The organism is Paenibacillus ottowii, assembly GCF_050516475.1.
GTDB lineage: Bacteria > Bacillota > Bacilli > Paenibacillales > Paenibacillaceae > Paenibacillus > Paenibacillus ottowii.
This window is the reverse complement of the sequence record NZ_CP191577.1, coordinates 1,912,261-1,938,511: the sequence shown is the minus strand read 5'-3', so window position 1 is coordinate 1,938,511 and position 26,251 is coordinate 1,912,261. Positions and strand designations below refer to the sequence as shown.

The following is a 26,251-nucleotide window of genomic DNA, read 5'->3' as shown; positions in this document are numbered from 1 at the left end:
GAGGAGGAAAACTGATGACAACACAAACAATCCTTCCGGTAGATTCCGAGCAACTGCGTGTTCTGTCCGAACGTAATGGTGAGCCAGCATGGCTGGCTGAAGACAGACAAAAAGCACTTGGGCTTGCAGGCCAACTGGAGCTTCCGGTATTTGAAAAAACAAAAATCGAGCGTTGGAATTTAAACGATTACGGTCAACATAAACTGAGCGAGGTCATTGCATCGGTAGGGCAGGTTCCTGCGGCTATTGCTGATCTCGTCAAAGAACAGCAGGAGGGCGGTCTGATTATACAGCGCAACTCCGGCGCGGTATACGTGAAGCTGAGCGAGGAACTGGCGGCGCAAGGCGTCATTTTCACAGATTTGCACACGGCGGTTAAAGAGCATGGCGATTTGGTCAAAGCTCACCTCAATACTGTTATTAAAGCAGAAGAAAATTCATTGTCTGCACTACATGCAGCACTCTGGAACGGTGGAGTATTTGCTTATGTGCCTAAAAATGTAGAATTGAACGTTCCACTTCAAGCTGTGTTCCTCACGGATGATGCGACTGCAACATTTGCGCCGCATGTACTGCTCATCGCTGAAAACCATAGTTCAGTAACGTACGTAGACAACTATGTATCTGCGGATTTGACAGCACCTGTTCTTCATAACGGTGCGGTAGAAGTGGTAGCAAATGCTGGCGCTAAAGTGCGTTATGCCACAGTGCATCAGTTTGGAGAGCAAGTAACGGATATTTCCATTCGTCGTGCTACGCTGGGAAATGATGCTGCTATCGAATGGATTGTAGGCGAAATGAACAACGGCAATACAGCGAGCAATACCATGTCCGTGCTCAAAGGCAATGGTTCCAACTCGGATGCCAAGGTTATTGCTGTAGGCTCCGGTTCACAAAAGCTGAACTATACGACACAAGCACAGCATTTTGGTAAAAATTCCGCTAGTCAGATGATTACGCGCGCAGTTATGCGTGAAGAAGCGTCTTCCATCATTAACGGAATTACGAAAATTGAAAAAGGCGCTACTAAAGCAGATGGTCAGCAAACGGAACGTGTTCTGATGCTCAGCCCGCAAGCACGTGGTGACGCTAATCCGATCCTGCTAATTGATGAAGACGATGTAACAGCAGGACACGCAGCTTCGGTTGGTCAGGTGAACCGTGAGCAAGTGTATTACTTGATGTCCCGCGGAATTAGCCGGGCAGAAGCTGAACGGTTGATTATTTATGGCTTCCTGGCACCAGTCGTATCTGAGATTCCGCTTGAAGGACTTCAACATCAGCTGCAAAGCCTTGTTGAAAGGAAGTTAGGCCAATGAACACTGCATTGATCCGTGAACAATTCCCGATTTTACATCAGGAGATTAACGGTCATCCGCTGGTTTATTTGGATAATGCGGCCACTTCGCAAAAGCCGCTGGCGGTCATCGAGGCAATCAAGCACTACTACGAATTCGATAATTCGAATGTGCATCGTGGTGTGCATACCTTGGGTAGCCGAGCTACGGATGCTTATGAAGGTGCGAGGGAGAAGGTAGCCCGCTTTCTGAATGCCAAGCGCAGTCAGGAAATCATTTTTACACGTGGTACAACAACGGCGCTGAATCTGGTGGCTTCTTCGTACGGGAAAGCTAACTGTAAGGAGGGTGATGAAATTGTCATCACTCAGATGGAACATCACAGTAACCTGATTCCGTGGCAACAGGTAGCCAAAGCTACCGGTGCGACTTTGAAATATATTCCACTTCAAGAGGACGGTAGCGTTGATCTTGCGGACGTGGAGACAACCGTCACAGAAAACACAAAAATTGTAGCAATTGCACATGTCTCCAATGTACTTGGTGTTGTAAATCCGGTCAAAGAGATTGCTGCTATTGCACATCGCAAAGGAGCAGTCATCGTTGTCGACGGTGCGCAAAGCACGCCACATATGAAAGTAGACGTGCAAGACATAGATGCTGATTTTTATGCTTTCTCTGGTCACAAAATGTGTGCTCCTACAGGAATTGGTGCACTCTACGGCAAGAAGGCGCTGCTGGAAAATATGGAGCCCATTGAGTTTGGCGGTGAAATGATCGACGATGTGGGATTGTATGAATCCACATGGAAGGAACTACCTTGGAAATTCGAAGGTGGTACCCCGATTATTGCTGGAGCTGTCGGCCTGGGTGCGGCTATTGATTTTCTGGAAAGTATCGGGCTGGACGCCATTGCACAGCATGAGAGCCGTCTATCCAACTATGCCCTCAAACGTCTTCGGGAAGTAGAGGGTTTGACGATTTATGGACCTGCTGAACGTCATGTTGGGCTCGTAACATTCAACCTGGATGATGTGCATCCGCATGATGTAGCTACCGTACTGGATAGCCAAGGGGTGGCCATACGTGCGGGTCATCATTGCTGCCAGCCATTGATGCGCTGGTTGAAAGCCAGTGCAACTGCCCGTGCCAGCTTTTACCTCTATAACACAGAAGAAGATGTCGACGCTCTGGTCAGCGCCTTAATCCAAACAAAGGAGTATTTTGGCGATGCAACTTGATGACTTGTACCGACGCGTGATTATGGATCATTATAAAAATCCGCGCAATCGCGGACGTTTTGAGGACGATGCTGTTACGGTGGATTTGAACAATCCTACGTGTGGTGACCGGATATCCCTTCAACTCAAAACGAAAGACGGCATAGTCGAGGATGCCCGTTTTACTGGCGAAGGCTGCTCGATTAGTATGTCCTCGGCTTCGATGATGACAGAAGCGGTCAAAGGTAAAACGGTTGATCAGGCCTTGGATATGGCGAGTCGTTTCTCCTCTTTAATGAAGGGCGAAGCCGTCGAGTTTGAAGATTATGAAGAATTGGAAGCTTTGTCAGGCGTTAATAAGTTTCCGGCCCGCATTAAATGTGCGACCTTGGCTTGGAATGCGCTGCGCAAAGGGATTGACGAAGATAAATAATTTAAATAGGACAGAGGAGGTTTGAGAAACATGGCCAAGAAAGCACCGGAAATGGAAGAGTATAAGTATGGCTTTCGTGACGAGCACAAGTCCATTTTCCAAACAGGTAAGGGTCTCACTCCGGAAATTGTAAAAGAAATCTCCAAAATTAAGGGTGAACCGGATTGGATGTTGGAGTTCCGTCTGAAAGCATTGAAGCAATTTGAAAAAATGCCAATGCCAAAATGGGGCGGAGACATGGATGAACTGGATTTCGATGATATCCAGTACTATGTAAGACCTTCTGAGAAACAAGGGAAAACGTGGGAAGAGGTTCCTACAGAAATTAAGGAAACCTTTGATAAACTGGGAATTCCTGAAGCGGAGCAAAAGTTTTTGGCTGGTGTATCTGCGCAGTATGAATCTGAGGTTGTCTACCACAGCATGCAAAAGGATCTAGAAGAGCAGGGTGTCATTTTCATGGATACCGATACGGCTTTGCGTGAGCATCCTGAGATTCTGAAAGAGTACTTTGCAACAGTTGTACCTCCTGCGGACAATAAGTTTGCAGCACTGAACAGTGCGGTATGGTCAGGCGGTAGTTTTATCTACGTGCCTAAAGGTGTAAAATGTGAAATTCCATTGCAGGCTTACTTCCGTATCAACTCGGAAAATATGGGTCAATTTGAGCGTACGCTCATTATTGCTGACGAAGACAGCTTTGTGCATTATGTAGAAGGCTGTACAGCTCCAATTTACAGCACGAACTCGTTGCATAGTGCTGTGGTGGAAATCATTTGTAAGAAGAACGCACGCGTTCGTTATACAACGATCCAGAACTGGGCTCCTAACATCTACAACCTGGTAACCAAACGTGCGGTAGCTGAAGAAAATGCAACGATGGAATGGGTCGATGGAAACATCGGTTCCAAGCTGACAATGAAGTATCCTGCCGTTGTATTGAAAGGCCGTGGCGCGAAAGGGATGGTCTTGTCCATCGCTGTTGCAGGCAAAGGCCAGCACCAGGATGCTGGTGCGAAAATGATCCACTTGGCACCAGATACTACATCCACTATTGTATCCAAATCGATCAGTAAGCACGGTGGTAAAGTAACATACCGCGGATTAGCTTCCTTTGGCCGTCAGGCTCAAGGTGCAAAATCGAATATTAAGTGTGATACGTTAATTTTGGATAATCAATCAACTTCGGATACAATCCCTTATAATGAGATCATGAATGACGATATCACGCTTGAGCACGAAGCAACGGTGTCCAAAGTATCGGAAGATCAGCTGTTCTATCTGATGAGCCGTGGTCTGACCGAAGCTGAGGCAACGCAAATGATCGTTATGGGCTTTATCGAACCGTTCACCAAAGAACTGCCGATGGAATATGCGGTAGAAATGAACCGTTTGATCAAGTTCGAAATGGAAGGCAGTATCGGTTAACGGAAAAGCTAAGCGTATCGGCTATTCTTGGTTTTATTTATTGGTCATGATACCGAAATGATACCGATTAGTCGAATACGCTCATTGCTTCACGTTTTCTTTCTACGTAAAGGTGGCCGTAGGGTTGGCTGTTTGCTTGATGTCGTCGTGTCGCATCAGTTCCTTTATGAGCTAGATGTCCACGCCTTTGTAAATCAAGTATGATGCGTAGCTGTGACACAAGTCATGAATTCGCAATTCAGGGGAAAATGTTTGCGAAAGTGGAATAGGGCCACTACATCGAATACAAGCATATTATTATTGAATCCGTAGATTTTCTTTGCGGGTTCTTTTTTTATGCGCTCTAGCATTTAGCCTATAAAGGCAGGAAACGGAACGTAACCTAAGGATGACAGGGCGTTTGATTGCTTGAAGCAAGAACATTATGATCAGACGGACCGAAATTAATTATTGATACACTGGATCAACCGAGCGCATAAACAGAGGTCTTTTGACCACTTACCCTATACCCCTATATAAGGAGCGAACAAGCAATGAGGTATTTCAAAATGATGAACAACGGTGAGCTTTCAGCTCTATTTCATACTACTTGCTCACGTAGGTTGGAATATTATCAAGAACGATTCAAACTCATAATCGTTACCGAGATTGGAGAGAACAAATACAAGAATCTGACTGGAGGCGGTAAAGGTGAGGGAACGGACATATAAGCTGTAAAAGGGTGATCAGGTTGTAACGCACGGTTGCTATGAAGCTGTAGGGAGAAGTACAAGGACAAGGTATGGACAGTAGATCTGAGTCTTGGGACTTGTGTGGTTCGGAGGTTGTGCGGCTCGAAGGGTACAGTGGAGGATTTGCTACAGAATATTTGAAGAGGGTTGAGGCGTAACAGCCTTTACCCCCATACTCTAAATCCCTTCAGATTTATAAACTACTCTCAGCAACTTCATTTGGAGATAAACGGCGTAGGGCTGTTGTTAACATAGCAGATAGCCTAAAAACAAACCGTACATTAGATTTTGTCACCATCAACTATGGTCGGGGACGAAACCAAGAAGGAGAAAATTGGGCTAAGGATGCCAAAAGTAAATTAGACCGTAAGGGCTTAAGCCTTTGCGGTCTTGATTATAGGTGTCTAAAGTTCTAGACTGAAAAATAAAGTATAAGACTGTTGCTCCTCATTAAGATAACGGGGACTTACTAGTTCCATTCTGGCCAAAAAGGGAATTTGCAGAGTATTGTGCATTTGAAGAATGGTCAAATTGTACAGCAGAAATCATCCCTTTAAACGCATTTATAAGAGAGCTCTTACCCAAACTAAAGGAAGATCGGTATAAGCCCTCGATATTCTGGAATAGAGAGGATGGAGCGGTTCTAGAAATTAATGCTTTATTAAAAGATTTGGAACAGGAACTTGAACAGTATTGAAAATCGTTGAACTAATGGGGGAACGATAGTTAAACAGACACAGTGAGCAACTGGTAAATATGATCGGCTGCTTTTTGTTACGGCGTTGATTTCCATTAAGGATGTGGCTCAAATAGGTTTGCGTATAGGCTCTACCTGAATAACGGACGCATTCATCATACAGCCCAAGTGCAAGATTTCTTGAAGCAGCATCACCGATTACAATTTGTTTTTCTGCCGAAGTACTCGCCTGACCTTAGCCTGATTGAAGGCTTGTGGAAGTGGCTAAAGAGCGATGTCGTTCACAACGTATTTTACAATAAGTTTTATCATATTCGAATCCATATTGCAGCCTTCATGAAACGTGTCAATGACAAATCGTTGGAGGTCATTGATCGCTGGTGAATACGAATGTTATTCAAAAATTATTCAGCTATGTAGAATTTATATAAACTATCAATTTTACAAATATCAATAAACATATTATTGTAAAAACAAAGAAATTGAAGGTGGATAGACAATGAAAATTCTTATAGTAGGCTATTTTACACAAATTTCAAAATCAAATATTAAAAAATATTTTCCTAATGACTGGGACATTGCGATTGTGCCGCCGGGAAAAGAAATGCTGCATCATATTGGAGACTGCCAGGTAATCATACCTGAACATATCAAAGTGGATCGCGACTTACTTTCCATGGCAAAAAAATTGAAACTGGTACAGACGGGTGCAGGGTATGATAATGTAGATATTGATGCCTGCACGCAACTAGGTATTTGGGTAGCTAATGCTGCAGGAGTGAATGCGCAGGCAGTGGCCGAGCATGTAATGGCGCTGATGTTGTCTTATTATAAAAACATACCCTACCTTGATAGATTCATGAAAACCAGAATAGATGAAAAACAGTTGGATTATACAGGAAGTGAATTAAAAGGTAAAACGATAGGAATTATCGGCTTTGGTGCTATCGGTAAAAAAGTAGCTGAGTTTTGCAGGGTTTTTGATATGAATGTGCTGGTTAATGCTAGACATGCCGTTGTACAACCTGACAGCTTTGTACAAATGACGGATTTCGATAATCTTGTAAGCGTATCAGATATAGTCACTGTACATGCGTCACTGAATCCGCAAACCAAACAACTGATTGATAAAGGAGTATTCAAAAAGATGAAGAATACCGCACTTTTTATCAATACGGCTCGCGGTGGGATTGTCAATGAAAATGACTTAATAGCTGCTTTAAAAGATAAAAAAATTTCAGGAGCATGCTTGGATGTGTTTGAATCTGAACCGCTTTCAATTGACAGTGAACTAAGGGATCTGAGTAATGTCATACTTACTCCCCATACTGCCGGCATGCCAGATGGCGTCAAGTTGCATAAAAAAAGATATGATTTCTTTGTGAATAATATAAAACATATAAAAAACGGTGAAGAACCCGAAAGCAAGCTTAATCAGGTGTTATAGTTCTGATAATTTTTCATTTTATTAAAAAAGCAGTCGATCAATTGGCCGTTCTTTATCGTATCCTGGTCATACGCCCGCTTCCTCCTCCGGTCTCGCTTGCTCGGAATCCATTACCGAATCATCTGCCTGTCCCAGTGTCAACTCAAAGCGGAGCGGATTCCCCAGCATCAACCACGAACGCCAGAAAAAGCTGTAGGCTGAAGACCAAGGGCCATTATAATCGGGTAAATACTGCCATGAAGCACCGATACGGCCGATCATACAGCTTAATTCAAGTAGTGATGAGGTTAAATGTTGGCCAAACATCAGCGAAAACTTAAATGTATATATGGGTTCACGATTAGATACTGCAGCCCCTTTACGATAGGCCTTCCAAGCAGCAAATGATTTATGCCATAGGAACCCCTTAATCCGTATTTAGTGACTCATGGGGATATGATTTTTCGACGATACAATTCGATTTCTGAAGCAAGATTCTTTTGATCAGGCTAGAGAGTACATAGCTAAATATGCAGATTTGAGTTGGTATGAGAACAAAAGCCTAATGGACCACTAGAAGTCGCTTCTGGTGGTCCATTAGGCTTTTCTGTGCATTGGAACGTTACTCTCTGTTCGTTTGAGTAAAAAAGAGAATTGTGAGTTCCTTATGGTATGTAATCCTTCTGATTGCCGCAAGGGGCTGCCTATTGGCACTTAATGTTGTTGCTATTAAAAGACAATAAAGTATTAGACTAATGATGCGTCATTAAGCTAACCGGTGGCATAGTTAAACAGATGGAGTGCATTTGTGTTTATTTACGTCTATAAAAATAAGACGATGGCTGTCCGAGCAGTCATTGTCAACTCAAGTAGGTGCGACGAAGTATTAACCTATGCAATAGGCATTAAGCTTAATTGATTTCAATCCACGCACTCACATGGAGTGCGACATATTGACCGGACGCAATGATAATTGGACTCTTACTATTTCAATCCACGCACTCACATGGAGTGCGACTATCCGAGGCGGAACATTCCTTTTGTTTTAATTTATTTCAATCCACGCACTCACATGGAGTGCGACAATGGGAGGGCTATGGATGGAGGCGGTGCAAATGATTTCAATCCACGCACTCACATGGAGTGCGACTTCAAAATATCTATGTACCCCTCTTTCGTCTGCGATTTCAATCCACGCACTCACATGGAGTGCGACGCCCCCGGTCATATGCTCTTTGGAGTAAAGGCCGATTTCAATCCACGCACTCACATGGAGTGCGACCCCGTAATCCTCTAATTTCATTTTTCCTAATTCAATTTCAATCCACGCACTCACATGGAGTGCGACGATGTATTAGACTTGCACCTAAGTGGTAAATTGGAGAATTTCAATCCACGCACTCACATGGAGTGCGACAGCGAAAATGCAGTAATTCATACCCTAATGGTATCAATTCCTCACATTATCGCAAAAACTGATGCCAAAAAGGCTTGGATCAACCATTGACTTTAACTGAGGGTAACTGATCAGTTACTTTTCAACAAATTTCGAGGTGCGAAAGACCCGGGGTTTTTATGTGAGCTTCACATTCGCACCTTACAAACCCAGTGCGCTTTCCATACTGCAGGATCAGCTCCTCCCATACAGAATGGTACTAAACCGTCGTCTCGACTCCAAATCCCGTAAAATGTTCGTTCATCTACTCATACGACCAGGTGGCGGCTGCTCTGTCATGATCCATGCACTCATAATAGAGTCGACCAGTTTTTATAGTTGGTTCGGCTCCTTATGCCTTTCAATTTTAATCTAGGACTTAAGTAGAATTCTACTACAATCCCTAAAGGACAAAGGGATGAAATAAGGGATATTTTTCAATCAACGCGCTCATGTAGAGTGCGTTGATTGAAAAACTACGTATCCAAGTGACTCCTAATCTACATTGTAGCGCGCAACAGTAAATGTGGTAACTAGATTATGCTAAACTCTTTAATTTAATTAACGTATATTTTACCTTTTAATACTACTATTGATATCCTTGTTTTTTCCGTAATTCACGGACACGTTGTCCCATTAATCTTAGTACGGTTTGTGCCACACCTATAATTTTCTAAACAATTCAAAACACTTGATACAATTAATTGTAAGACGACAAGAGCGTTCACGCTTAATAGCCGCGTATTATCTAAAGCCTTTTTTTGTTTTTACGATAGATGTCTTGCCAAAACCAGAGGACAATAACATCTATGGTTAAACGTTATTGATACGAATTATCGATTACGAGGTTGGTCTTATAACGTTATCAGGTTAATTAGCTATGACTCTTCATTCTATTTAGTTAGCTGCTGCTTAGTACATGTAAGAATGTTTATCTCGGAAAAAATGATATGAGTCAAAGGGGATGCGTAAGAGGCAATACTGTCTACAAAGTCCTGGATTTCCTCTAAGCTGGCAGCACAAAGCTTAACAAAATAACAGGCCTGGCCGGCAGTTCTCCAGCAACCCAGAACGCGTGGATGGTTCTGAACAAACGTTTTTAGTTTTTTGTAGTCTCCATTTCTAACCGTGATTTCCATGATACATTCCAATCCGAAACCGAGTTTTTTTCGATCAAGCCCGATTGTATACCCGGTGATTACCCCTTCATTTTCCAACTTCCGGACACGTTCTGTTACAGATGGGGGAGACAGGTTTATAATTTTCCCCAATTCTCTCATGGACAATCGAGAATCTCGTGCCAGTTCATCAATAATAAGCAGATCTATGCTATCAAATTTCATATAGAACCTCCAATTTAAAAATAAATGTTATATGTTAATGAATAATACATATTTCTTTTCGAATGTAAAGGATTATCATGAGATTTAAATTTATAATTTTGGATAAGGAAGGAGAGGATTGTGTGGTTAGAATACCGTATTCGAACATAGGGAACACGAAGTTTCAACGGCTTCTCGGGCACAACGAGGAAATTTTAAAGTATTGGAGTAAGCTGGAGGATGCTTTCTATGAGCATGGAAATTTAAGTGCTGAGCTGAAAGAACAGGTTCGTCGTACGCTTGCTTTTGGTAACGACTGCAAATACTGTCAGGCTAAAGGTAAGCCGGAGCAGAATATAGAGGATTCGAGAGTCAGTCTGGCTATTGCCTTCGCTGATTTATTTCTGAAAAGTCGAGATTCCATTAACCAGGGAACATTTGATATGTTGCGAAGGGAATTTACAAATGCTGAAATCGCAGAGTTATGTTCTTATATATGTTTTACCACAGGGAATCAAATGTTTGGCGCTTTGATGGATTTAGAGCCTTAGTGAAGGATATCAATTGTGAGATTCTGCCAAATTTTTTCGTTTCGTTCAACCTTTGGGAACTCGCATCTAAAAGGTGTTCCAATGAATGACATGCTGAATACGGTCAAAGGAGCAGAAAAGAGTGAACGTGAAAGAAGAGGTGAAAAAAGCAAGGAAGGGAGACCACGATGCATTTATCCGGCTTGTGCTTGCTATCAAAGTGAAAATGTACGGGCTTGCGTCCTCGATCCTCCGCAGCGATGAGGATTGTGCTGACGCCATTCAGGAGACGATCTTGAAGGCGTATAAGTCTCTTCATATGCTAAAAAAAACGGAGTTTTTTCATACCTGGATCTCTAGAATACTGATCAACGAATGTCGCCAAGTATTGAGAAACAAAAAACGGCTGATCCCGATAGACGACATGGAAAGTATGGATAAACTGAAGCCCGTTCCCGATTATGATTCGCTGGATATCCGGGATGCTGTGGAACAGTTGGACGAGCCGCTGCAGACCGTTATCCAGCTGTATATGGTACTCAGCTTTCCAACAATGTACTCAGGATGTGCAACAGCAGGGTAAGAAGGGGAAGTTGTACTAAGCAACGCGGATACTTCTTGGGCTCCTGAAAGCATCATTTTCAAAAAGAATGGGTTCGAATATATTGGAAGATGATGATGTTCTTGAAACCCAACCTACAGCACGTAAATGGAACATGACCAGCAAGGGTAAAATGCTGTTTGAAAGTAAGAAGGATATGAAAAAGCGTGGGCTCAAGTCACCAGACCGAGTTGACGCTTTTGTGTTGACGTTTGGAGAATATTTAATGGGACCAGATACACATATTATGACTCCTTCAATAGGTAGTGTGGCAGTAAAGAGATAATAAGCTACACTTAGTGATGTAAGGATAGCTGGAGAGTTAGGCAGTATCGGCAGATTGATTTCATAATTTGTGGAGATTTGGGCTTGAACGACAGGACATTCCGCCGTATAAAGTCGGAAGCCCTTAATATTCTTGCCGCTGCCTTGAGAGTCGAAGTATATGAGGTGGGAAATGCAGAGAGGTTGTATAGCTGATTCATTGGTGCAGCCCATCTACCTGTTTTTTTGTTTTCAGAGTTGTGAAGAAGGATTGCAATTATGAGGACCAATAAAATATGGTAGTCTCATCACCTTAATCACATGGACATTAAACAGAGAGAAAATTACCTTCTACTTATTTAAAGGTACTGGGTGGAAATTTTTCGGTACCTTTTTCTTTTATGAATTATTTTAGTAAGGAAGGCGTTCCCCGTTTTAATGAGGAACGCCCTTTTCAAATTACTTTATAATCTTTATCTTTTTATTTGGGGCTCTTCCAAACCGTTATTATCTACTCTGGATGGTTCAGCAGTATTTCCTTTTTCAAGTGTTGCCTCTACTTTGTCTTTACTGTTAGCAGACTTCTCACTTTCAGGTCCGGAGTTCGTCCAAGTTTCACCGCCTAAAGCATCTGATTGCCACCAATAAAAATCACGATATACTAAATCTGCTGTCAAGTAGAATAATACTTCATTATCTTTACCATTGATAGTCAGATCGTATTGAGAAATACCACTGCTGTCTTTAGCGTCATTTAACGCCATTATCCACTGTTCAATTTTAGGAACCAGACTATTGATCTCTGAGACATCCGCTGCAATTACAATCTTTGCCAGCTTTCCACCAATAACGCTATCTGTAATATCTACCGATTTTACATCCATACCGTTTCCTTGAAGTTCACCATATACAGCTTCCAGGACCTTTGTCGACTCCATGGAACCTTGGATTTTTTTCGAAAAGTCTGGGATATGAGTAACATCATTAGAAACTTCATCATAAATCGTTTTTCCATTTGCAGCTTTAATAGCTAAATCAATATTTTTGATTTCATTGGTTCCGTTGACTCCACTCCGTACTTCATTTCGAACCGCGCGAATCGCTTTAATGTCATCAATTGTAGCTTTTCCAGAACTAGAAACTGATTTCGTTTCCACTTTTAAGTCCTCCTGTTGAGCACTAATGCTTGAAATGGATACTCCTTGCTGAGAAAGCTTGGTTTGGATAAGCTCAGTAGGACTCTCGGCAGAAATGGAATTTATATAAAAAGCCCCACTAAAGATGCCCAGTGCAGCCCCAACGATCAGCAACTTTTTATGTTTCATTACTTTCGACCTCCTTTAAAATTATTGGTTAATAGACTTTGAAATTTGAATTATCCGTTTTGCTGACATGATATGGACTATCGGCACGTGGGGCTGTATCATTTGCTTTCCACACACCATTTGTATTTTTGTATTGCACACCTGTAAATTGGAATGGTCCCATTTGGGTATTTGTAGAATGGGTTTCTGCATTCGCTTGTACATTATTATTTGTTCCTAAGCTCCAGCTCCCCTTATCATAACCTCCAATATATGCATGCCATTTACCGTCAGAACCATATTGAACCATATATTTTACAGATGAAGATAAAAGGTGAGTCCCTATTTCCTGCATGCCATAAGCTCCATTAACAGTATGTTCAACGTAAGTTGCAAATCCCGGATATCCTGAATAAAATCGGATACCTGTTTGAATCCAATCTCGACTTGGAGTGACATTTGTTACCCAAGCTGACTCACCGCTAGTACCAAGTGTAGGTAATTTACTCGGAGTTGTAATGGTAGCAGTCATACCCATATACTGACTTCCGGGCTTCGTGACTCCAGCGTAATAACTCTCTGCATAAGTTGAACTAGAGCCAAAAAGGAAGAAAACTGTGCAAATAACAGAAAATAAAGATACCCACTTTTTCGTCATAAACTTTCCCTCATCCTCTCATGATATAGCGATAGGCTTCCCCTCATCTACATACAGGAGTTTGAATAAATTTGCACTTACTTTCAATATTAATTATATTTGGAAAAAAAGCCTTCTTAGATAATAGACTGATCATAGATGGAAAAAGTTGCGGAGAAAAAACACTTTTCATAGAAAAGTTTTTCGTGTCCTATTTTTGTCCTTAAAGTGGCCTCTAAGTGGCCCGTCCCTGGACTTTTGCTGTGATATATTTGTATCATGGAAAATCAAATAAGGAACGAACCGCAGCTTTCGAGCCTCGGTGATCAGGTCGGCCAATGTGCCGGCCTTTTTGTTTTTTTTCAATAAAACATATTAGGAGGACATAATCATGTCTACTACACAACCACGATACGCAATTCTCAGTTCTGACGGTATCCTGCATCTCATGATGAAAAACACACAGCACAACACGGCAAACACGTACAAACATCCCTGACGGATGATGAAAGTGGCTTTCCGATCGTCGAGGGCCAAGGCGTTGTTTACTATGCTCGTGAGGACAAAGCTTACGTTAAAGGCAACAAAAAAGATGGTCAACTCATCCCAACACCGTTGGTGCTCAAGCACCTCGCAGCAGAGCTTCTGTAATCCAGCAGCATCCAGGATCATCCCCGGATTATTCCGGGGCTTTATGGCACGCGCAGGCGGCAAGGAACCAGTTAATCAGCGGAAACAATAACAGCCTGGTCAGAACCTTTGCGCGGTTCAATTCCGCAGCGTGTCGATGGGAGCGGTACTTGTGAAAAAGAGTCCGAAAATAGGAAAATGTATGCTTTGCAATGACTCTAATCCGAACCCAGAAAACACAACAATGGGCGCATCCTTTTGGATACATGTTGGGACGTAATGAAATCCGATGATGAGGATAAATTGAGTAAGAGAATCGTGTGGGACGAGTGTCTGATGAAAATAAAGTTATAGACTGAGAAAATAAAGTGTTAGACCGTAAAAATATAGTTCTAGACTGGCAGCGGCGACGTTAAGCCAACGGGCAGGATGGTATATAAATATGTTATTATTGGATTGTGCAAAACTTATTCCGCCTATTCGAAGGGAGATTAGTAGAAAATGCAAAGTGCCCAACAGGTGCTAACAAGTTATTTTCAAGCATTAGGAAGCAAACAGATAGATAAAGTGATCGAATTGGTTCATGATGAAGCGAAATTTATTATTCTTAAAAAAGAGTCCTCTAATAAAATTCCTTTATACGGCACATTTCATGGAAAAGAAGGTGTTAGAAATTATTTAAACATATTAGAAGAAGCAGAACAAATAGAGAGGTTTGTCCTTCACAAACTCATCGGTAATCAGGAAGCAGCGTGTGCATGGGGGAATTTCCGCATCAAGGTCAATGTAACCGGGAAAGTGTTCGAGAGTGATTGGGCAATTATTTGCGAAGTAGAAGAGGAAAAGATAAGGTTTTTTCAAATCTTCGAAGATACCGCTGCACTAGAAGAAGCTTTTGATTTAAGAGACTGTTGATATGTTAGTGCACCTACACAGCACTATGCTGAGTAATCATACGAAAACGTAGTTATTGGCTGGAACATATCGAATTTAGTCAAGTAATGCATTACGCTAACGAAGAACGTTAGTAGAATGATAACAGCGGCAGTCTAAGACTTTATTTTCAGTCTTGGTCCGCCGCTGTCTCATTTTTGATGATCAGTCTAATACTTGTTTTTCAAAAGCTGACGATTATTCAATTCAATAACCGCAAAAAGTTAAAGAGTTTTACTAAAGGCTCCGTTGTTTAAAGAAAATAGAGTATTTGACTCGATGGTGTTTCATTAAGCTCCCTCAATATGATTTAGTTTTCTCACTCAGGCTCATGAATTCGCAGGATTTCACCTTTAGCAAAGTGTCAGATAAAAAGGAAACATAGGAGCTAGTAGCTTGGAACAATTGAAAGGGCATGTTGAAATAAAGGTGAGAGTATATCACCCAATTTGTTCCATATCCTGCACGTCTCCATGTCACCCCTAGCGATTTTCACTCCCATGTCTCAACGGGTCAAGCCCTTTCATTCCTTCGTCACATCTAACTAAGGGGTGGAGGTCGGTTTTTCTAACGGAACGGGTCCGATCCCTTTTGTTTAATGCCTCCCGATACTCCGTGCTTCTTGTCCATCCTGCGAATGCATCAGCTGGTGAAATAACGCGCCTAAGCGGCTTGCGGAAATACTTTAACTGAACTGTAAGCTTCGCTGCTCTTGGCCAGGCTAACAAGCATTCGGCCACCTTACCACATAATTTCATAATAGATTTCATTTTTTTGAGCTTTTCACGTCGACATTGTGATGGTGCAGGGCTCTAATATCCGGATTGGTCATAACCATACACATCGTCATGAGGTAAAGGAAACGCCGGAGACGAGGGCGGCCTCGCTTGCTAAGGACCATTTTCCCACGCCATTTTCCGGAGCTGGCCTCAGCCAGGTTTAAACCTGCATGGCGAAGCAAGGCATTTCCGTGGGTATAACCACTTAGATCACCGGCTTCCCCTAACACACCAGCCAAGCTCGTTGCATTTACTCCTCGAATGGAACGTTTCCAAGGAGAGAACTTCCAGAAGAACGTGGAGATCGTCGACAAGATCAAAGAGATCGCCCAGGAGAAAGATTGCACGCCGTCCCAATTGGCAATCGCTTGGACGATCGCCAATGGAGCACTGCCGATCCCTGGAACGAAGCGAATTAAGTATCTGGAGGAAAATGCAGCTGCCGCGGATGTCCTACTTACGAAAGAGGATTTAGAACGCATTGAAGCTGTTAGCCCTAAGACTGCTGTCGCAGGGGAACGTATGACTGCAGAAGGTATGAGCGAAGTTAACCTATAATTAACCAAAGTTAATTCACGGAACTTCATTAGATTAAGACCCCTCGATATTTTCAATATCTAATTAACAAATCTAATATACAAAAGAAAAGAGGATATATGCTCATATATTGAACATAAAATCCTCTTATTAGTTTAGTCTTTTTAAAAACTTTTCCTACCTTCTTTTTTTGTTACAGCATTAAAAAGAAGTTTACTAAAAGAAATAGGTATATTCACTGCCTTAAATAAATAAGAATATTATAGACACTATGTGCAATCGTTGGAGCCCATATCGAAGAAGTCTTTTTATATATAAATCCAAGAATGTATCCTACGAGAAATATGGTCACATAGTTAAGAAGTGAATATCCTGAAATAATACCTATTGGAAAGTGTATGCCCATAAAAAGTATGGCTTGTATAAAGTTATATCCTTTTACCCGATGGTCTCTTAGTTTATTCATAACGAATCCCCGAAACACTACTTCTTCAGAAAATGCAGTTAACGGTGTAATAATCCATCTGATTCCTATGTCCAATCTAAAACCATTAAAGATAGTAACCTCGATTACTACCAATAATAATCCAATAATTCCGCCAATAAATACTCCCCTGAGAATATTTTGTTTTAATTTTATGTAGTCAATGATTTGTTGCAACTTTACTCGATCGATATATACGAAATAAATGACCACTAGCCCAATCCAAAAAATCATTTTTATCAAGAAGGATATCAAATAAAGCTCCAAATCAGTTATTTTTGGATGGAATGTTAGCTCCTTAATTGTCCAGCCTATATAAAAAAACAATATAAAGAGAATAAGTTTACTTTTAGGCATCTTTTTGTTTCCCTCAATAAATTTCAGCTGATAGTTTGATATTACCATAAAATGTTCAGAAACTCTAATATCTGTAGTGGTCTTGGATTGGAGTATCGTATTATCCTAAGTAGAGTTAAGGCCCTGCAATTGAGAAGGCATATCTAGAGTATAAGGCCAAAACAAAAGCGGCACAGGCTGCTGAAGCACAGCCAAACAAGAATGCAGCACAGGCAGCAGCTAAGGAAGCTGTATCTGGTCTGACTGCAAAGCTTAATGATTTCTTGGATCAGGCTACGGCAGAGGTATCATCCGGCTAAAGTTTCAAAGTAAACACTAAAAGCTCTACTGGCCAAGCTAGTAAGAGAAGAGTGCTCAAAGGTGCGACTGTGGGAGAAGTTACGCAATAGGTTTAGTGATTGGAATTCAGATAAAGAAAGCCGGAGAGAAAGAGTAAGCTTCTTTCCGGCTTTTTGGCATAGTTCAACAGAATAATTACTTGTTCAGCAGTATGAAGTTATTGATAAAACCCTCTTCTTGTATGAAAATGGGGGTTTGAATTTTCGATGTGAAATCATAATAATATACGCCGCGTCTTTCTGCCTGATTTTTCTGAGAAGTGCTGCCCAAATAATAGACCCCCTTGCCGTCCGGGGACATATAGACAAATTGGCGGGATAAAAAGGGCAACTTTATTTTGGTACGTTTACCTGTTGCAATATCAACCAGACTATACTCGGGATTGCCGTGATTAATGAAACGAGTGGTTATGAGGAGCAGCTTATCATTACTGCTGGACATTGAAGTTATTTTCTCTTTTTTTAGTGTAATGATAGAACGCTCTTGCTTGGTAACGTTATTGATTTCTGTAACCTTGTTGTCCGGGGGGACCATAATGGTCTGTGTTCGGTCTGAGATGTCACCTTGTTTATCTCGCTCCCTCTCCGAATACTGTGAATTGTAAATTGTATTTTTTTCTGAATTATAGGCTATAGACCAAGTGATATTATCTTGGTTTTCATCATGCATAAATTTCATGGCGTGCGTTGATTTATTGTAGAACATAGTTTTAAGTATACGTTCTCCTTTTTTGACCGCAACCAGAACGAGTGGGCCATCTGGAGTAGTTGGTACGATACGATTGATGGCAAACAAATTATCGGTAAGCTGTTCGATTTTTTTGGTATTCAAGTCATACGAAAATAATTGGTCTCCCTTATCACCAACATCAGCAGAGTAATAAATTTTGTGATCAGGCAAGGACACTACAGAAAGCGGGTATTGAGAGGTATAAGGAACATCGGCCAGCTTGGTCAATTTTTTGCTGTTTAAGTCGTATGTCATAACTCGCATAACCATGCCTTGATCTGTGTTCTTCCCATTCACATACTCTGTATAAGTCATGGATAGATACTGGCCTTTCCCGGGCGACACTACTTTTTCATTTGATTGGGCCTTTTTGGGTACAGATGATTCTGCTGGTGGGGTAGAAGAGGGAGAGCAGGATGACAATAAAGCTGGCACGAGCAGGGAAAGTATAAAGAATCTAAAAAATTTGTAGCTGCTTGTTCTCAACACGAAGCATCCTTTCTGAGATAAGTGATGAATCAAACTGAAGATGATAACGAAAAGGGAAAGGATAGGACGCGAGATCCTATCCTTTTTTGGTATAAAGATCTTAAAAATCATAGGAATATCTTGCTGAAAATGAGACGTACGAATGCCATTCTAAACCTAACTTCTCTACACCCGTTTTCCAAATATCAATGACTGCATCTGGAAGACTCCCGTTATCAGCTTTATAAAAATTAGCTACCTCATTATAATCATAATTCCTTACCCGAATTTCTGCCCCGAAGTCGGGATTATCAATGGCTCCTTTTGTTGCACAGTCACCTCTTTGGAGTTTATTGGAATTTTCCCCATACGTGTCTGTGAAGTTTGTTCCTCTCCCTGTGCCTCGAACATAGCCACTAGATGTTCCGTTAATTTTAATTTCATTATCATGATCTCCATATGTATAAGTCCCAGGCGATTTGCGTGTACCGCGTGGTAATGCTTGAAGTGAAACATTATTAGTAGTAATCGCATTTTCTTTTTGTTCAGGCAAGATAATATCTTTGATAAAACCTTCGCCGTCATAAATTACTTTTAAACCAGGCTGAGGGTCAGGGTTATCAATATGATATACCGGCAGTGATTTGGTTGCTTCTTCGATCTCTTTATCCTGTTGTTTTTCTTTTTCTAGCTCAACCTGTTGTTCAGCAGTAAGTGGGGCAATAGCAGCTTTAGATTTTTGCTGTTCAGGTACTGGAGTTCCTTTTTCCAATACAACCATGTTATTGTTCTCATCATATTGGATGATTGTACCCGCTAACATTTGGTCAGGGATTTCCCCCCCCTTTCTCAGCATGAGAGATCGCCGGGCTGACGACTCCCAAAGAAATGAGTAACGTTGCAGCTAGAAAAGCTTGTGGTAGAAATTTTACGTTCAAACAAAACGCTTCCTTGAAATATTTGTAAATCCATAATAGCATAAACCGGTCTATCAATATCGTCAACCTTTTTATGGAATATATGAATATATTTAATGGATTCGTAGGTGGGTATAGGCTTAAAATGCAAAAAAGAAGGTTATTGACAACTGTTAAATTATGAACAACAATAGAATGCAATAATAAAAAGTTTTGGAATTTCTGTATGGAAGGTGGATATGACATGAAGCATACACCTACGATTCGAGCAGAATTAGATAGTTACCTACAACAAAAGGGTTTGAGCCTAGCGCAATTCGGACAACTTGCAGGCATGAATAGGGGAATAATAAGTGCTATTGTGTCAGGAAATAAGTCTATGTCAGTTAACCAACTTGACCGAATCACTGAGGCTATGGGTTTACCAGAAGGGGAGTTTTACGATCTGTTTATAGATAACTTCATCATCGACCACCCCCCAAATATGAGGCGAATCGAGCCGTTTTTGTTTCGCTGTGCGGAGTTGGATCGGTTGGATGCGATCCGTCGAGTGGTGGGAGCCATCATGGACAATCTACTGTATTCACCCAAGCTATTCGAAATTGCAGAAGGATTGTTGGCGAAGGGACGACATGCGGCTGCATTGCTGCTCTATGAGGGGGTAGCTGAAACGGAGAGATATCAACACTCTGAACGTTTGGCAGTCTGCCAATATCGTATATTCACAATCAAAATCGGTGATGATCAAAGCCAAAATGTTAGGGCAGCAGCTGTTTTTGAAGCTTTTGTCGAACGCCTAGATGAAATAGAACAGCTTGACGCATTGAAGGACTTAGCTAACGTGTACAGGTCTTTGCGTAAATGGGACAAGGTAGAGGAAATAGCAAAATTAATGAGGGCTAAAGCGGAAATTCAATATAATTTGAAACACGAACATAAGAGTCGAAAACATACTGAATGTACTGATAAGCTAAACCGTCCATTGTTTGTATACATTTCCTATGCTGACCTGCTGTGTGCAGGTGTCTACGAAGCCCAAGGCGATTATCACCAAGCTCTACAATATACATACGCCTATGCTAATTTAGATTGGGTTAAAGAGACAGACGAAGATACCCAACACTGGATTGGCTTGTTTAAGCACTGGTCAAAAGCCAATATTATTGTGAATAAGCTTTTATCCGGAGATATAGAGGTGCTACAAGATTATATTGAATACATTGATGCAGTAGAGGATACAAATCAAGAAGATAAGGTCATCCAACTGCTGAATATTATGATAGCGGCTAACCGATATAATATTGATGTTAGTAACATAATTAAACGCTTTGAAGCGGATATTGTATCATTATCGCAACATTCACCAAGTAATATGTATACTCAACAAGTGGTACCAGATTATTTTGCATGGTGTGGTTACGAGTTGGCTCATTATTATTTACATCGAAATTCTTACGATGATGGTTTTAAACATTTGATGTATTCTATGGTAAGTTATCATACACTAAATAATGAGACTTATTTCATAAATTGTATGGGGCTATTTTTACATTTTCGAGAACATGCTACTCCTGAAATCAAAGCAAATTTTTTAAATCTTATTGAAAAGGTGTGGATGAACAATGTTGAAAAAAATGGCACTGTTGATCGTCGCGGCTAGTTTTTTGTTAATTGTTACTGTACCTATTCACTCGCATGGTATAGAGCCTCAAGTACAGCATGGAGGGGCTTAAACGTAAGTAAAGCAAATCCCCGCTAACCTTAATGAACCGCACCCCAAATCTTAGACACATGATATAATCCTCTAAGAAGAAAGGGTGCGGATTTTACTTTATGGTCAAATACAGCGAAGAAATACGAATAAAAGTTGCTATAGATGTACTTGAGGGAGGATTTTGCGAACAAAATCAGTTTACTCACTCGTTGTTCAGTTTTCAAAGATCAAACTTTTTCTTCGCTGCGTTTTTCAGCAGCTATAAGATCATATCATGTTCATTTCAAAAATGCAAGGGTTATTTTTTTCTTCTTTCTTACGAAGATTATTTGGCCCTATTTATCATCTTGTGAAACGGCTGTTTTATTGTCAGCTCAAATAATATATCATTTTGAACTATAAATTACAACTTGTAATAAATTACAGTTCCCATGATACTCATTCCTTTTATTTGCTTATGGTCAGAACTTACAATTAGACGGAGTTTTTTTAGCCCCCGCCTAACGTTACTCATCATTTTATAGTCTACAAATCTCATGAGCACATTGACCATACGAAGGACAACAGCACATGCCACGTAGCACCTTGAGGTCATGAATGACGATTTTTCCGTCTCTGGTATCCAGAGTTCCCTGTTCTTTTAACGAGCTTAGCATCCGGTTCACACTTTCGCGTGTTGCTCCAATCATTTCTCCTAGTTCGGAGTGACTTAGCTTCATATTTAGTAAAATGCCATCTTTCACAGCTACACCACATGTATTACTTGCACGGATCAATGTAGACGCTAGTGCCCCCGTTTTGCCATACAATAGTAAGTCTCGAAAACGTGATTGCATAATCCGTTGTTTCATCGCCATCCACTGTATGAACTGAAGTGCCATCTCCCCATTTTTAGACAGGAGAGATTCCAGATCCTTAACAAACACGACACCTAATTCACACACATCGGCTGTTTCTGCAGTGCAACTATACTCTTCTCCATCTATCCCACTAAACTCCCCGATCAAATCGCCTTGATGCTGAATAGTTAGAATCAATTCTTTGCCATCTTCTGTCGATTTACGGAGTTTAACATGACCTGAATGTATATAATAAAGCTGCTCCGCATCATCCCCCTCCCTAAAAAGCATAACGCCTGCCTTTACCTTCTTCCAGGACATGATATCTTTTAACAGTTCAAAATACTCTTCCGTCAGAAAAAGCTGAATCCCCGTGCGCTGCGCTTCGTCTCCAAACCGTTCCATACAAGTGGCTTGCATATTAGCGTCCTCCTCGTGTTTACCTGATATCCTTATCATAATGTTTTGATGGTTGGGTTGTTATCGGGAGAACACCTGATTTTGCACCTCCCTACTCCCTGATTTGCAGTGATAAATATCACTTCCAAGATTATCTAACTGCCTATTTATCGCTCCTTCTCTTATTAATTACCTACTCTAATGAAAAGTCAGTGTTTCCTGAACCTATAGATCAGGGGGTTCCCTGAATTACTTTTGTACCTGTCGGAATTACAATAAATTAGAGCTACAGTTTGGTTAAGAAAAAGGATGTGTCCTCTATGCTACAAATAACGGATGAAATGCGAAAAGAACTGAACCAGTTGCGAGATCATATTTATGGGGATCTCACTGCCCTTGCATTTATGACCAATTCAGGGGGTAAGTTGCATTGGTATTATGCCTCCGGCAGTCGAAACAATCGCTATCGCCTTATCTCTTTTAAAGTCGGGCATGGGATTGCCGGGATGGCTGTTCGTCTGGGACGTACTTTAACCGTTAGCGCTTTAATATCTGGTAGTATACGTTTACGTCAAGAATGTGCGCTTATGCTGGCCGAACAGTTACATTCTGCAGTAGCCATTCCCTTTTCCAGTACAGGAGACTTGCCCAACGGTGTGCTACTTCTTGGTAACCGTGAAGTGAGAACATTCAGCGATTCTGATGTAGCCCAAGCGACTCAAGTCGCTCATCGCCTTGGCCAGCTATGTGCCCTCCCTCTCACTCCATAAATTGATAATTGAATATAAAATAAATTATAAATTAAGTCCATATGAACGGATCATCTAACGATCTCTGTTGATTGAAATCCCTAAAATTTGCTATGATTATGACAAAACGCACGGTTTTTTTACCGTTCGAGGGGATGACTAATTGATTCGTATACTTGTAGTGGATGATCATGTTGTCGTACGTTCTGGCCTCATGGCCCTATTGGACGGCAAAAACGGTATTAAGGTAGTAGGAGATGCAGCAGACGGGGATGAGGCGATCCGCAAAGCAGTGGAACTACAACCTAATGTTGTGCTCATGGATTTTAGTATGCCACCTGGCAAAGATGGCCTCACCGCAACCACTGAATTAAAAAAACAGTTGCCAGATACAGAAGTGCTTATTTTAACAATGCATGACGACGAAGAATATTTGTTCCGAGCCATTCAAGCCGGAGCATCTGGATATATTTTAAAAAGTGCGCCTCACGAGGAATTACTCGCTGCCATCCAGTCTGTGGCCGAAGGTAGTGCCTATCTGTACCCCAATGCAACCAAACGCCTGATGAGTGAATATTTGGACAAAATCAAACAAGAGGGCATAGCTGGACCCTACGAATCCCTGTCTGAACGGGAAAAGGAGATCCTATCATGGGTAGCCAAAGGATATGCCAACAAGGAAATTGCTGAGCACCTGGTGATTAGCGTCAAAACCGTAGAGTCCCATAAAAGCAACCTTATGGAGAAGCTTAACCTGAAGACACGACCTGAGTTGGTCAAATTTGCACTGAAAAAGGGGCTGCTCCATTATGAATGAACCTTCTAACCCTCTACTGTTGCCTGACTTTGGGGAATCTACCGATAAACTGCTGGGTGATTTGGAAAATCACGTGCGAGATTCCCCTTTTCTTCATGAACTGCGTAATTCACTCCACCAACTATCCAATCTCAAATTTGCTTTAGATACCTCTTCCATCGTTGCTCTGACCGATCATCGAGGCATTATTCAGTACGTAAACGATAAGTTCTGTGAAATTTCGCAATATACTCGTGAAGAATTGATCGGGCAGGATCATCGTCTCATTAATTCGGGCTATCATCCCCCCGCCTTTATGAAAAACCTGTGGACTACAATCCGTTCAGGTAAGGTATGGCAGGGAGAAATACGGAATCGTGCTAAAGATAACAGCTACTACTGGGTGAATACTACGATCGTTCCATTTATGGACGACGAAGGTAAACCCTATCAGTACTTAGCGATCCGCAATGAAGTAACTAAATTAAAAAAAGTAGAGGCAGAGCTTCAAACCATGATGACGCAAGTTATGCAAATACAGGAGGAAGAGCGTAAACGTTTTTCAAGAGAACTTCATGATGGGATTGGGCAAAGCCTGTTTTCACTTATTATTCAACTAGATAGCCAACTAGCCGAACAGCCCAGTGATACTTTGGAAAATCTGCGCACACAGGTAACCGACATCATAAAAGATGTTCGTGGTCTAGCATGGGAACTCCGTCCCTCCGTTCTGGATGATTTAGGCGTAGTACCAGCCTTACGAACCTATATTGAAAACTTCTGCTCTCATTATGGAATCGAAGTGCATTTTCAATGTACTTTACGTAAACGCCTTGATATCCGAAAGGAGATAGCAATCTATAGAATTGTACAGGAAGCACTGACCAATGTGGCCAAGTACGCAGATGTAGCAGAAGCATACGTTGATGTAGAGGATCAAGACGAAATAATAAAAGTAATTATTCGGGATGAGGGTATCGGCTTCTCTGGAGAATCCAAAGGAGAGGGAGTTGGATTGTTCAGCATGGAAGAACGAGCTAGAGGAGTGGGTGGCTTCATGAGCATGACCTCTGCACCAAATCAGGGAACTTCTATTCAAGTAACCATTCCAGTGTAAAATCTGTATACTAAATCAGTTATCGGTGTATCTCTCTTCTCCCGCAGGAACAGGAGAGATACACCGATGGCAAGTACTAACGATAGCCCTCACTTTGTGGAATCTATGGAATATAAATGCACAAAAAAAGAGAGAGCTCTGTCCCCAGACAGGCTCTCTTTATTTATAAGGTGTCACCACTGAGGCAACAAGAATCCGCTATAGCAAAAAGCGGGTGATGGGAATCGAACCCACGCTACCAGCTTGGAAGGCTGGAGTTCTACCATTGAACTACACCCGCAAATCAGTATCGGGATGACACGATTTGAACATGCGACCCCCTGGTCCCAAACCAGGTGCTCTACCAAGCTGAGCTACATCCCGACATTATACATTTTTTAAGAAATGGCGCGCCCTGAGAGATTCGAACTCCCGGCCTTTTGATTCGTAGTCAAACGCTCTATCCAGCTGAGCTAAGGGCGCATATTAAATTCCATAATGAGCAGTCAAGGCGCCACCCAGATTTGAACTGGGGATGAAGCTTTTGCAGAGCTTTGCCTTACCACTTGGCTATGGCGCCGTATGGATAATGGAGCGGACGACGGGAATCGAACCCGCGACCCTCGCCTTGGCAAGGCGATGCTCTACCGCTGAGCCACGTCCGCAAAATATGGTGCGGTCGAGAGGACTCGAACCTCCACGGGGGGTTAGCCCACACGGACCTGAACCGTGCGCGTCTGCCAATTCCGCCACGACCGCAAAACAATTTATTAATGGTGAGCCATGAAGGACTCGAACCTTCGACACCCTGATTAAAAGTCAGGTGCTCTACCAACTGAGCTAATGGCTCTTAATGGCTGGGGATATAGGATTTGAACCTATGCATGACGGAGTCAAAGTCCGTTGCCTTACCGCTTGGCTAATCCCCATTAAATTAAAAATCAAAGGGCGGCCGATGGGGCTTGAACCCACGAATGCCGGAGTCACAGTCCGGTGCGTTAACCACTTCGCCACGACCGCCATATGATTATAAAAACTGGTGGAGGATGATGGATTCGAACCACCGAACCCGTAAGGGAGCAGATTTACAGTCTGATGCGTTTGGCCACTTCGCTAATCCTCCAAAATGGTGCCGGCGAGAGGACTTGAACCCCCAACC

At 41.8% G+C, this 26,251-nt stretch carries 24 protein-coding genes, 10 tRNA genes, 2 pseudogenes and 1 CRISPR repeat array; of the genes and pseudogenes, 17 read left to right on the top strand and 19 right to left on the bottom strand.

Going from position 1 to position 26,251, the window contains the following annotated elements:
- The first annotated feature begins 14 nt into the window (after window positions 1-14).
- From sufD to ACQQ6X_RS09175, 8 genes and pseudogenes are all read left to right on the top strand, one after another.
- Entirely contained in the window at window positions 15-1,319 is a 1,305-nt protein-coding gene (sufD, locus tag ACQQ6X_RS09210) for a Fe-S cluster assembly protein SufD (RefSeq protein ID WP_305165087.1), read from the top strand.
- A complete protein-coding gene (locus ACQQ6X_RS09205; protein WP_305165086.1) occupies window positions 1,316-2,539 on the top strand; it encodes a cysteine desulfurase in 1,224 nt (407 codons plus the stop codon). Before sufD ends, ACQQ6X_RS09205 begins: the two co-directional genes overlap by 4 nt.
- Window positions 2,529-2,951, top strand: a complete 423-nt coding sequence (sufU, locus tag ACQQ6X_RS09200) for a Fe-S cluster assembly sulfur transfer protein SufU (RefSeq protein ID WP_305165085.1) — start codon at window positions 2,529-2,531, stop codon at window positions 2,949-2,951. Before ACQQ6X_RS09205 ends, sufU begins: the two co-directional genes overlap by 11 nt.
- Before the next feature lie 30 nt (window positions 2,952-2,981).
- Entirely contained in the window at window positions 2,982-4,379 is a 1,398-nt protein-coding gene (sufB, locus tag ACQQ6X_RS09195; RefSeq protein ID WP_064798183.1) for a Fe-S cluster assembly protein SufB, read from the top strand.
- 533 nt (window positions 4,380-4,912) lie between these two features.
- A complete protein-coding gene (locus tag ACQQ6X_RS09190; RefSeq protein WP_305165084.1) occupies window positions 4,913-5,089 on the top strand; it encodes a hypothetical protein in 177 nt (58 codons plus the stop codon).
- A 496-nt stretch (window positions 5,090-5,585) separates the two neighbouring features.
- Window positions 5,586-5,807, top strand: a pseudogene (locus tag ACQQ6X_RS09185) (DUF2750 domain-containing protein); the annotation flags it as partial.
- Between the two features lie 135 nt (window positions 5,808-5,942).
- Window positions 5,943-6,191, top strand: a complete 249-nt coding sequence (locus ACQQ6X_RS09180) for a transposase (protein WP_305165630.1) — start codon at window positions 5,943-5,945, stop codon at window positions 6,189-6,191.
- Between the two features lie 115 nt (window positions 6,192-6,306).
- A complete protein-coding gene (locus ACQQ6X_RS09175) occupies window positions 6,307-7,254 on the top strand; it encodes an NAD(P)-dependent oxidoreductase (protein ID WP_305165083.1) in 948 nt (315 codons plus the stop codon).
- Window positions 7,255-7,320: 66 nt separating this feature from the next.
- Here the strand turns inward: ACQQ6X_RS09175 and ACQQ6X_RS09170 are convergent, their stop codons facing one another.
- Both ACQQ6X_RS09170 and ACQQ6X_RS09165 read right to left on the bottom strand, forming a co-directional pair.
- Entirely contained in the window at window positions 7,321-7,560 is a 240-nt protein-coding gene (locus tag ACQQ6X_RS09170; RefSeq protein WP_430493572.1) for a hypothetical protein, read from the bottom strand.
- 591 nt (window positions 7,561-8,151) lie between these two features.
- A CRISPR array of direct repeats spans window positions 8,152-8,650; the repeat unit is 32 nt; unit sequence ATTTCAATCCACGCACTCACATGGAGTGCGAC.
- A 911-nt stretch (window positions 8,651-9,561) separates the two neighbouring features.
- Complete coding sequence (locus tag ACQQ6X_RS09165; RefSeq protein ID WP_305165081.1) at window positions 9,562-10,011, bottom strand: Lrp/AsnC family transcriptional regulator; 450 nt, start codon at window positions 10,009-10,011, stop codon at window positions 9,562-9,564.
- Between the two features lie 122 nt (window positions 10,012-10,133).
- Between ACQQ6X_RS09165 and ACQQ6X_RS09160 the strand changes: the two genes are divergently transcribed.
- From ACQQ6X_RS09160 to ACQQ6X_RS09150, 3 genes are all read left to right on the top strand, one after another.
- The gene (locus ACQQ6X_RS09160; RefSeq protein WP_305165080.1) at window positions 10,134-10,541 is read left to right on the top strand and encodes a carboxymuconolactone decarboxylase family protein; all 408 of its coding nucleotides are present in this window, start codon (window positions 10,134-10,136) and stop codon (window positions 10,539-10,541) included.
- Window positions 10,542-10,662: 121 nt separating this feature from the next.
- A complete protein-coding gene (locus tag ACQQ6X_RS09155; RefSeq protein ID WP_305165079.1) occupies window positions 10,663-11,103 on the top strand; it encodes a sigma-70 family RNA polymerase sigma factor in 441 nt (146 codons plus the stop codon).
- Window positions 11,104-11,185: 82 nt separating this feature from the next.
- Window positions 11,186-11,407: a hypothetical protein gene (locus ACQQ6X_RS09150; RefSeq protein WP_305165078.1), complete on the top strand. Its 222-nt coding sequence runs from the start codon at window positions 11,186-11,188 to the stop codon at window positions 11,405-11,407.
- Window positions 11,408-11,858: 451 nt separating this feature from the next.
- Here the strand turns inward: ACQQ6X_RS09150 and ACQQ6X_RS09145 are convergent, their stop codons facing one another.
- Both ACQQ6X_RS09145 and ACQQ6X_RS09140 read right to left on the bottom strand, forming a co-directional pair.
- Entirely contained in the window at window positions 11,859-12,710 is an 852-nt protein-coding gene (locus ACQQ6X_RS09145) for a hypothetical protein (RefSeq protein WP_305165077.1), read from the bottom strand.
- A gap of 28 nt (window positions 12,711-12,738) precedes the next feature.
- A complete protein-coding gene (locus ACQQ6X_RS09140; RefSeq protein WP_305165076.1) occupies window positions 12,739-13,347 on the bottom strand; it encodes a hypothetical protein in 609 nt (202 codons plus the stop codon).
- A 1,110-nt stretch (window positions 13,348-14,457) separates the two neighbouring features.
- Between ACQQ6X_RS09140 and ACQQ6X_RS09135 the strand changes: the two genes are divergently transcribed.
- Window positions 14,458-14,871 carry a nuclear transport factor 2 family protein gene (locus tag ACQQ6X_RS09135; RefSeq protein WP_305165075.1) on the top strand — a complete coding sequence of 138 codons (414 nt, stop codon included), beginning with the start codon at window positions 14,458-14,460 and terminating at the stop codon, window positions 14,869-14,871.
- A gap of 681 nt (window positions 14,872-15,552) precedes the next feature.
- Here the strand turns inward: ACQQ6X_RS09135 and ACQQ6X_RS09130 are convergent.
- Window positions 15,553-15,931, bottom strand: a pseudogene (locus ACQQ6X_RS09130) (IS110 family transposase); the annotation flags it as partial.
- Here ACQQ6X_RS09130 and ACQQ6X_RS09125 point away from each other — a divergent pair.
- A complete protein-coding gene (locus ACQQ6X_RS09125) occupies window positions 15,930-16,226 on the top strand; it encodes an aldo/keto reductase (protein WP_430493571.1) in 297 nt (98 codons plus the stop codon). The pseudogene ACQQ6X_RS09130 and the gene ACQQ6X_RS09125 sit on opposite strands and share 2 nt — an antisense overlap.
- Before the next feature lie 214 nt (window positions 16,227-16,440).
- Here ACQQ6X_RS09125 and ACQQ6X_RS09120 read toward each other — a convergent pair whose 3' ends face one another.
- From ACQQ6X_RS09120 to ACQQ6X_RS09110, 3 genes are all read right to left on the bottom strand, one after another.
- Entirely contained in the window at window positions 16,441-17,046 is a 606-nt protein-coding gene (locus ACQQ6X_RS09120; RefSeq protein WP_305165074.1) for a CPBP family intramembrane glutamic endopeptidase, read from the bottom strand.
- A gap of 474 nt (window positions 17,047-17,520) precedes the next feature.
- A complete protein-coding gene (locus ACQQ6X_RS09115; protein WP_430493570.1) occupies window positions 17,521-18,369 on the bottom strand; it encodes a hypothetical protein in 849 nt (282 codons plus the stop codon).
- A gap of 334 nt (window positions 18,370-18,703) precedes the next feature.
- Entirely contained in the window at window positions 18,704-19,405 is a 702-nt protein-coding gene (locus ACQQ6X_RS09110) for a hypothetical protein (RefSeq protein WP_305165072.1), read from the bottom strand.
- A 338-nt stretch (window positions 19,406-19,743) separates the two neighbouring features.
- Between ACQQ6X_RS09110 and ACQQ6X_RS09105 the strand changes: the two genes are divergently transcribed.
- Window positions 19,744-21,159, top strand: a complete 1,416-nt coding sequence (locus ACQQ6X_RS09105) for a helix-turn-helix domain-containing protein (protein ID WP_305165071.1) — start codon at window positions 19,744-19,746, stop codon at window positions 21,157-21,159.
- Between the two features lie 572 nt (window positions 21,160-21,731).
- Here the strand turns inward: ACQQ6X_RS09105 and ACQQ6X_RS09100 are convergent.
- Entirely contained in the window at window positions 21,732-22,472 is a 741-nt protein-coding gene (locus ACQQ6X_RS09100) for a Crp/Fnr family transcriptional regulator (protein WP_142614966.1), read from the bottom strand.
- A 299-nt stretch (window positions 22,473-22,771) separates the two neighbouring features.
- On the opposite strand from ACQQ6X_RS09100, the gene ACQQ6X_RS09095 reads away from it, so the two are divergent.
- From ACQQ6X_RS09095 to ACQQ6X_RS09085, 3 genes are all read left to right on the top strand, one after another.
- Complete coding sequence (locus tag ACQQ6X_RS09095) at window positions 22,772-23,221, top strand: GAF domain-containing protein (protein ID WP_305168262.1); 450 nt, start codon at window positions 22,772-22,774, stop codon at window positions 23,219-23,221.
- Window positions 23,222-23,363: 142 nt separating this feature from the next.
- Window positions 23,364-24,017, top strand: a complete 654-nt coding sequence (locus tag ACQQ6X_RS09090; RefSeq protein WP_016818376.1) for a response regulator — start codon at window positions 23,364-23,366, stop codon at window positions 24,015-24,017.
- A complete protein-coding gene (locus ACQQ6X_RS09085; RefSeq protein ID WP_305168261.1) occupies window positions 24,010-25,113 on the top strand; it encodes a PAS domain-containing sensor histidine kinase in 1,104 nt (367 codons plus the stop codon). Before ACQQ6X_RS09090 ends, ACQQ6X_RS09085 begins: the two co-directional genes overlap by 8 nt.
- Before the next feature lie 209 nt (window positions 25,114-25,322).
- On the opposite strand, the gene ACQQ6X_RS09080 is transcribed toward ACQQ6X_RS09085, so the two are convergent.
- From ACQQ6X_RS09080 to ACQQ6X_RS09035, 10 genes are all read right to left on the bottom strand, one after another.
- Window positions 25,323-25,393, bottom strand: a tRNA-Gly gene (locus tag ACQQ6X_RS09080).
- Between the two features lie 9 nt (window positions 25,394-25,402).
- Window positions 25,403-25,476, bottom strand: a tRNA-Pro gene (locus ACQQ6X_RS09075).
- Window positions 25,477-25,498: 22 nt separating this feature from the next.
- A tRNA-Arg gene (locus ACQQ6X_RS09070) sits at window positions 25,499-25,575 on the bottom strand.
- A gap of 26 nt (window positions 25,576-25,601) precedes the next feature.
- Window positions 25,602-25,672, bottom strand: a tRNA-Cys gene (locus tag ACQQ6X_RS09065).
- Window positions 25,673-25,682: 10 nt separating this feature from the next.
- Window positions 25,683-25,757 (bottom strand) — tRNA-Gly (locus tag ACQQ6X_RS09060).
- A 6-nt stretch (window positions 25,758-25,763) separates the two neighbouring features.
- A tRNA-Leu gene (locus ACQQ6X_RS09055) sits at window positions 25,764-25,851 on the bottom strand.
- 15 nt (window positions 25,852-25,866) lie between these two features.
- A tRNA-Lys gene (locus tag ACQQ6X_RS09050) sits at window positions 25,867-25,942 on the bottom strand.
- 4 nt (window positions 25,943-25,946) lie between these two features.
- Window positions 25,947-26,021: transfer RNA gene (locus ACQQ6X_RS09045), tRNA-Gln, on the bottom strand.
- A gap of 18 nt (window positions 26,022-26,039) precedes the next feature.
- Window positions 26,040-26,112 (bottom strand) — tRNA-His (locus ACQQ6X_RS09040).
- Window positions 26,113-26,129: 17 nt separating this feature from the next.
- Window positions 26,130-26,215 (bottom strand) — tRNA-Tyr (locus ACQQ6X_RS09035).
- Window positions 26,216-26,251 lie beyond the last annotated feature (36 nt).

Excerpts from the sequence above, each read along its gene's own strand:
- ACQQ6X_RS09135 (WP_305165075.1), top strand. The coding sequence starts at position 14,458 with ATGCAAAGTGCCCAACAGGTGCTAACAAGTTATTTTCAAGCATTAGGA.
- ACQQ6X_RS09175 (WP_305165083.1), top strand. The coding sequence starts at position 6,307 with ATGAAAATTCTTATAGTAGGCTATTTTACACAAATTTCAAAATCAAAT.
- ACQQ6X_RS09165 (WP_305165081.1), bottom strand. The coding sequence starts at position 10,011 with ATGAAATTTGATAGCATAGATCTGCTTATTATTGATGAACTGGCACGA.
- ACQQ6X_RS09125 (WP_430493571.1), top strand. The coding sequence starts at position 15,930 with ATGGAACGTTTCCAAGGAGAGAACTTCCAGAAGAACGTGGAGATCGTC.
- sufB (WP_064798183.1), top strand. The coding sequence starts at position 2,982 with ATGGCCAAGAAAGCACCGGAAATGGAAGAGTATAAGTATGGCTTTCGT.
- ACQQ6X_RS09120 (WP_305165074.1), bottom strand. The coding sequence starts at position 17,046 with ATGCCTAAAAGTAAACTTATTCTCTTTATATTGTTTTTTTATATAGGC.
- ACQQ6X_RS09100 (WP_142614966.1), bottom strand. The coding sequence starts at position 22,472 with ATGCAAGCCACTTGTATGGAACGGTTTGGAGACGAAGCGCAGCGCACG.
- ACQQ6X_RS09190 (WP_305165084.1), top strand. The coding sequence starts at position 4,913 with ATGAGGTATTTCAAAATGATGAACAACGGTGAGCTTTCAGCTCTATTT.
- sufU (WP_305165085.1), top strand. The coding sequence starts at position 2,529 with ATGCAACTTGATGACTTGTACCGACGCGTGATTATGGATCATTATAAA.
- ACQQ6X_RS09205 (WP_305165086.1), top strand. The coding sequence starts at position 1,316 with ATGAACACTGCATTGATCCGTGAACAATTCCCGATTTTACATCAGGAG.
- ACQQ6X_RS09105 (WP_305165071.1), top strand. The coding sequence starts at position 19,744 with ATGAAGCATACACCTACGATTCGAGCAGAATTAGATAGTTACCTACAA.
- ACQQ6X_RS09145 (WP_305165077.1), bottom strand. The coding sequence starts at position 12,710 with ATGAAACATAAAAAGTTGCTGATCGTTGGGGCTGCACTGGGCATCTTT.
- ACQQ6X_RS09170 (WP_430493572.1), bottom strand. The coding sequence starts at position 7,560 with ATGTTTGGCCAACATTTAACCTCATCACTACTTGAATTAAGCTGTATG.
- ACQQ6X_RS09085 (WP_305168261.1), top strand. The coding sequence starts at position 24,010 with ATGAATGAACCTTCTAACCCTCTACTGTTGCCTGACTTTGGGGAATCT.
- sufD (WP_305165087.1), top strand. The coding sequence starts at position 15 with ATGACAACACAAACAATCCTTCCGGTAGATTCCGAGCAACTGCGTGTT.
- ACQQ6X_RS09115 (WP_430493570.1), bottom strand. The coding sequence starts at position 18,369 with ATGACATACGACTTAAACAGCAAAAAATTGACCAAGCTGGCCGATGTT.
- ACQQ6X_RS09110 (WP_305165072.1), bottom strand. The coding sequence starts at position 19,405 with ATGTTAGCGGGTACAATCATCCAATATGATGAGAACAATAACATGGTT.
- ACQQ6X_RS09095 (WP_305168262.1), top strand. The coding sequence starts at position 22,772 with ATGCTACAAATAACGGATGAAATGCGAAAAGAACTGAACCAGTTGCGA.
- ACQQ6X_RS09140 (WP_305165076.1), bottom strand. The coding sequence starts at position 13,347 with ATGACGAAAAAGTGGGTATCTTTATTTTCTGTTATTTGCACAGTTTTC.